This is a genomic window from Bacteroidia bacterium (assembly GCA_025056095.1).
Lineage (GTDB): Bacteria > Bacteroidota > Bacteroidia > JANWVE01 > JANWVE01 > JANWVE01.
This window is the reverse complement of the sequence record JANWVW010000196.1, coordinates 1-5207: the sequence shown is the minus strand read 5'-3', so window position 1 is coordinate 5207 and position 5207 is coordinate 1. Positions and strand designations below refer to the sequence as shown.

Here is a 5207-nt window from a genome sequence, read left to right as displayed (position 1 = left end):
CCCCCGCCCCCCCCCCCACGCCGACCTTGCCCACACAAGCGCAAGCGAAGTGTGGGCAAGGGCACGCCCAAAAAAATTAAAACTTAACTTTTGCACAGTTTTGACAAAGAAAAATCCTTAAAACAGATACAAAAAGTTATATTTGTGCGTGCGGTATCTATTGATAGATATTGGAAACACAGCCCTCAAATGGGCTTTGTACGACGATGAAAATTGCATAAACCAACAAAGTATTCCGTTAAATAGTCCTGTCCCTTTTTCAGGTTTATTGTACGATATTGCAGTCATAGCAAACGTGGGCTATAAAGATCAACTCCTAAATGAATTTTTATCAAACCTCAAAAAACCTGTCCTTTCATGTGCCTTAAACGCAGAAGGGCAGTTGTACTTTCAAAATAAAATTATTCCGCTACCTATAACCATAGCTTATAAAACTCCGCAAACCTTAGGTTCTGACCGTATAGCATCGGTTTTAGGGGCATATACCTTATTTCCTGAAAAAGATGTAATCATTGTAGATTTAGGTACATGTATCAAATATGAAATTTTAACTAAAAACAAAGTGTATCTCGGTGGAGCAATTGCGCCAGGTATTCAAATGCGCTATCAGGCTATGCATGAGTTTACAGCAAAATTACCTGCGCTCTCTATTCCTGAACAAAAACCAAACGTGATAGGCAAAAACACACAAGAAGCTATGCATGCAGGCGTTATGCAAGCCACTCACTGTGAAATAAAGGGAATGATTGAGCTATACAAAAATGAACTGAACAACTCAAATCCTATCGTAATTCTTTCAGGTGGCGACGCGCAATATTTTGAAGCCCACAAAAACCTTTATACTTTTGTCATTGAAAACTTGGTATTCATAGGATTACACTCTTTGGCTAAAATTGCCAAGCAATACTTGTAGTAAAATTTGAATGTATGAGGTTAAGCATTTTTTTACTTGTACAAACTTCCTTTTTCTTTGTGAGCATAGCACAGAACTATTTTACAACACCTTACTCTCGGTATGCCTTGGGAGAACTGTTTTTAACTAATTCTTGCCGCAATGCAGCTATGGGCGGAGGAGGATTAGCTTCTATTTCCACTATCTATTGGAATCCTCAAAATATCGCCAGCACAGCAAGCTTAAAATTTACAACTGTAGAAACAGGGGTATCTACTCAAAACTTATATCTCAAAAGCCGAATTGATGACAATAAATTATTTAATGCAGGCATAAGCGGTATTCAGTTAGCTTTTCCTGCTAATAAAATTTATTGTTTTTCTATGGGCATAAAACCGTTTAGTAGAACAGGCTATCAGTTGCAACAGCAACAACCTGTAAATAACGCCAATTTTAACAGTTTAGTACGATATGAAGGAAAAGGTGGAATTTCAGAGGTTTTTGTAGGCAACGCGTTTGAAATTGGAAAGCGGTTATTGGTAGGTGTTCAAACAGGATACTTGTTTGGATTTATTACTAACAATGCCCGAATCTTTTTTGATGACAGTGTAAAAGCCCAGTATGCTACCGTGTACAGAAAAACAAACTATCAGGGACTTACATGGAACTTTGGGACAATTTATGACCTCAAACTCAATAGTAGATGGCAGCTTCGCACAGGTGTTTCAGGTACCCTACCTGCAACAGTAGTAGCCAAAAGAAACATTATCTATGACAATGCATCTTTAATAGACACTTTGGTAACCATTGAAAGAAAGACAACTACTCCCTATAAATTAGGCATAGGTTGGGAATTAGAAAATGTAAAAGGGCGAATTTTTGTGTTAGATGTGCAGTATCAGCCGTGGTCGCAGTATGATTTAGGCGTCAATGAAAGATTTCAAGACTTGATGCGTATTTCTGCAGGGGCAGAGATTATCCCTGATTATAACAGTATTCGTTCTTACTTCAAAAGAGTAAATTATCGTATGGGATTGTTTTGGCAGCAAAATTATTTTTTTCCCTCTCAAAATAACCAACCTATTACTACGGTAGGCATAACCTTAGGTGCAGGATTACCGATTAAAAGAAACCTTTCGCGTGGACATTTTAGTGCAGAAATAGGTTTGAGAGGATACTTTCCAGAACAAAACCTCAAAGAAGTGTATGCTAAATGTATTTTTTCGGTTACGCTTAGTGAGAAATGGTTTACTCGCAGAAAGTTAGACTGATAATGCGCAAATGTTTTTTAGTTTTATATTTATTTGTTTGTCTTGTCCCTTACTGCAAAAGGGTCGGGATATGCTGTACATACCTCGCAGCACGCGCCCTTGTGAGCATTCGCTCCCCCCTCATTGCTTATGGACACGTCCAAAAAAATCATATCTACATGTTAAAAAAGCTTATGTAAATTCCAAAATGTTTGCAATCAAAATAAGTGGATTAGTGTTAATTTTGTAGTATGTTTAGCACCATAGAAGAAGCTATTGAGGATTTTAGACAGGGCAAAATGTTAGTAGTGGTAGATGATGAAGATAGAGAAAATGAAGGAGATATCATTATAGCCGCACAGTATGTTACCCCTGAAATTATCAATTTCATGGCAAAAGAAGCCCGAGGATTGATTTGTATTGCCCTCACACCCCAAAGATGTAAAGAATTAGACTTATACATGATGGTCGGAAATAACACTTCTTATCACAGCACTGCTTTTACGGTATCTGTAGACTATAAACATAAAGGTTGTACTACTGGAATCTCTGCCTACGACCGTGCCACTACTATACAAGCTTTGATTGATCCTCAAAGCAAACCTGAAGACTTCGGCAGACCTGGGCATATCTTTCCACTTCGCGCAATGGAAGGGGGCGTACTCCGCAGACCTGGACATACCGAAGCAGCCGTAGACTTAGCTACCCTAGCAGGACTATTCCCCGCAGGCGTATTAGTTGAAATTATGAACGAGGATGGCACTATGGCAAGATTACCTCAACTCCAAATATTTGCACAAAAACATAATCTCAAACTTATCTCCATTAAAGATTTAATTGCCTATCGGCTAAGAACAGAAACCCAAGTACGTAAAGAAATTACCGTAGACTTACCTACTAAATTTGGCAACTTCAAACTGACTGCATACACTCAATTAGATAACGAAAAAGAACATCTTGTAATTCACAAAGGAGAATGGCAAAAAGATGAACCTATATTAGTTCGCGTACATTCCTCTTGCATGACAGGAGATATATTCGGTTCCTGTCGATGCGATTGTGGCGAACAATTAGAAGCTGCCCTTCACTTGATAGAAAAAGAAGGCAAGGGGCTATTAGTTTATATGCAGCAAGAAGGGCGAGGCATCGGCATTCTCAATAAACTAAAAGCATACGCATTACAAGAAAAAGGATTAGACACCGTAGAAGCTAATTTACAATTAGGTTTCAAAATGGATGAAAGAGATTACGGCATCGGAGCACAAATTTTAAGAGATATGAACGTTACCAAAATGCGACTAATGACCAATAACCCCACTAAACGCGCAGGACTCATGGGCTACGGATTAGAAATTGTAGAAATTGTCCCTTTGCAAGTAAAACCTAATCCCCATAACAAGCGTTATTTAGAAACTAAACGAGATAAAATGGGACATTTACTCAAATAACTCATGAAGGTTGTTCATGCTTCTATCTTGAACCCACCGCTACACCCGCGCATATTTTACAAGCACTCTCTCTCTTTACAAAAAGCAGGATACCAAGTGCAAGTAATAGGTCTAAATAGCACCCCTGAACAAGTCGAATATTTTCAAAACGATATTCATTGCCTTGCTTTACCTCATTTTGATAGGTCTAACTTTTATGCCCGATATCAAAGGCGAAGGAAAATTCAAAACATTATTCTTAGCGATAAGCCTGACATAGTTCATTTACATACGCCTGAATTATTGCCCATTTGCGCTGCCTTAAAAAAGCAAGGGATAAAAGTTATTTATGATGTGCATGAAAACTATGCAAAAAATATACGTTTCGCAAAATACTATCCGCAATACCTCAAACCTTTTTTACTGCAATATCTTCGCTATTGTCAATCTTTTGTTCACAAATATGTGGATGCTGTAATTTATGCAGAGCAATCTTATGATAACTATCTTCAATTCAAATCTGATAGAGTGTTTTATGTACTCAATGCTTACCAGCCTATTGAACCTGCTAAAAGCTACGAACTTAACTTCAATCCTGATACTTACGAATTGATCTTGTTATACACAGGTAATATTGCCAAAGAATGGGGCATTCTAAATGCTTTGAAGACTTGGAAATTACTTCAAAAACGTTACAAAACAGCTTTAGTAATAGCGGGTTCGGGAATTTTTACAGATATACCTATCCATTCCGATATATATGTGTATCCTCATCAAAATTATTTACCATACGAACATATTGTACGCTTGTTGACAGAGATGTGTAAAGTAAAAGAAAAAGTTTTGGGATTGATGTTGTACGAACCTCTACCTAACATTATGGAATGTTTGCCTACAAAATGGTTTGAGTTTGTGTATTATCGTATTCCTATTTTATACACAGCCAATACATATTGGGACAATTTGAATCAAAGGTTAGATTTTGGTCTGTCTGATTTGCATATAGATAGCATACAGCTTCCGTTAGTATATTATCGGCGGAGTAGTGAATGGTACGAAGAGTATACTTGGCAGAATCAACAAAAGGTTTTGGTGCAAGCGTATGCTTCGCTATAAAAGAGTTTAGTTTATTTTTTTGGGCGTGTCCCTCGCTGCGCTCGGGTCGGGCTACTACGCACTACGCTTCGCTACGGTGCTACGCTAACACTACGCACTGCCTAACGGCATGCTGCGTATCCCTCACGCACGCTGCATTTGGATGTTTTACCTTGTTTGATATTCATTTTCAATAACTTACAAGGTTAAAAACTTTTACCCTGTTTCAAATGTTATTACTTTACCTTGTTTTAGATTGATTTTCAAATCTTTGCAAGGTTAAACCTTCAATATATGGACTTTATACGATACTTCAACCTTAAATATGCAACTTTTACCTTATTTTGAATTGATTTTCAAGGATTTACAAGGTTAAAATATATTTTTATCTTGTTTTCTGTTCATTATCAGTTACTTACAAGGTAAAAGTTTTGATAGATAGGTTTAGCATACTTGCTGCGTCTTCTGCGTGAGGCATGCGAAGGGCGTGCGTCAGCACGGTGCGCAGCGAAGCGAAGCACCGAAGCGTTAGCGTAGCCCGTA

General features: G+C 37.9%; 5 protein-coding genes. All 5 read left to right on the top strand.

Annotated features, from left to right (window positions below):
• The first annotated feature begins 148 nt into the window (after positions 1-148).
• The 5 genes from NZ519_11680 to NZ519_11660 all read left to right on the top strand — a co-directional run bounded on the left by NZ519_11680 (position 149) and on the right by NZ519_11660 (position 4861).
• Positions 149-913: a type III pantothenate kinase gene (locus NZ519_11680; GenBank protein ID MCS7029414.1), complete on the top strand. Its 765-nt coding sequence runs from the start codon at positions 149-151 to the stop codon at positions 911-913.
• A 14-nt stretch (positions 914-927) separates the two neighbouring features.
• On the top strand, positions 928-2163 hold the full coding sequence (locus NZ519_11675; protein MCS7029413.1) for a hypothetical protein: 1236 nt from the start codon (positions 928-930) through the stop codon (positions 2161-2163).
• A gap of 230 nt (positions 2164-2393) precedes the next feature.
• Positions 2394-3590: a bifunctional 3,4-dihydroxy-2-butanone-4-phosphate synthase/GTP cyclohydrolase II gene (locus NZ519_11670; protein MCS7029412.1), complete on the top strand. Its 1197-nt coding sequence runs from the start codon at positions 2394-2396 to the stop codon at positions 3588-3590.
• Positions 3591-3617: 27 nt separating this feature from the next.
• A complete protein-coding gene (locus NZ519_11665; protein MCS7029411.1) occupies positions 3618-4685 on the top strand; it encodes a glycosyltransferase in 1068 nt (355 codons plus the stop codon).
• The gene (locus tag NZ519_11660; GenBank protein MCS7029410.1) at positions 4619-4861 is read left to right on the top strand and encodes a hypothetical protein; all 243 of its coding nucleotides are present in this window, start codon (positions 4619-4621) and stop codon (positions 4859-4861) included. The genes NZ519_11665 and NZ519_11660 overlap by 67 nt, the downstream gene beginning before the upstream one ends.
• Positions 4862-5207: the final 346 nt, after the last annotated feature.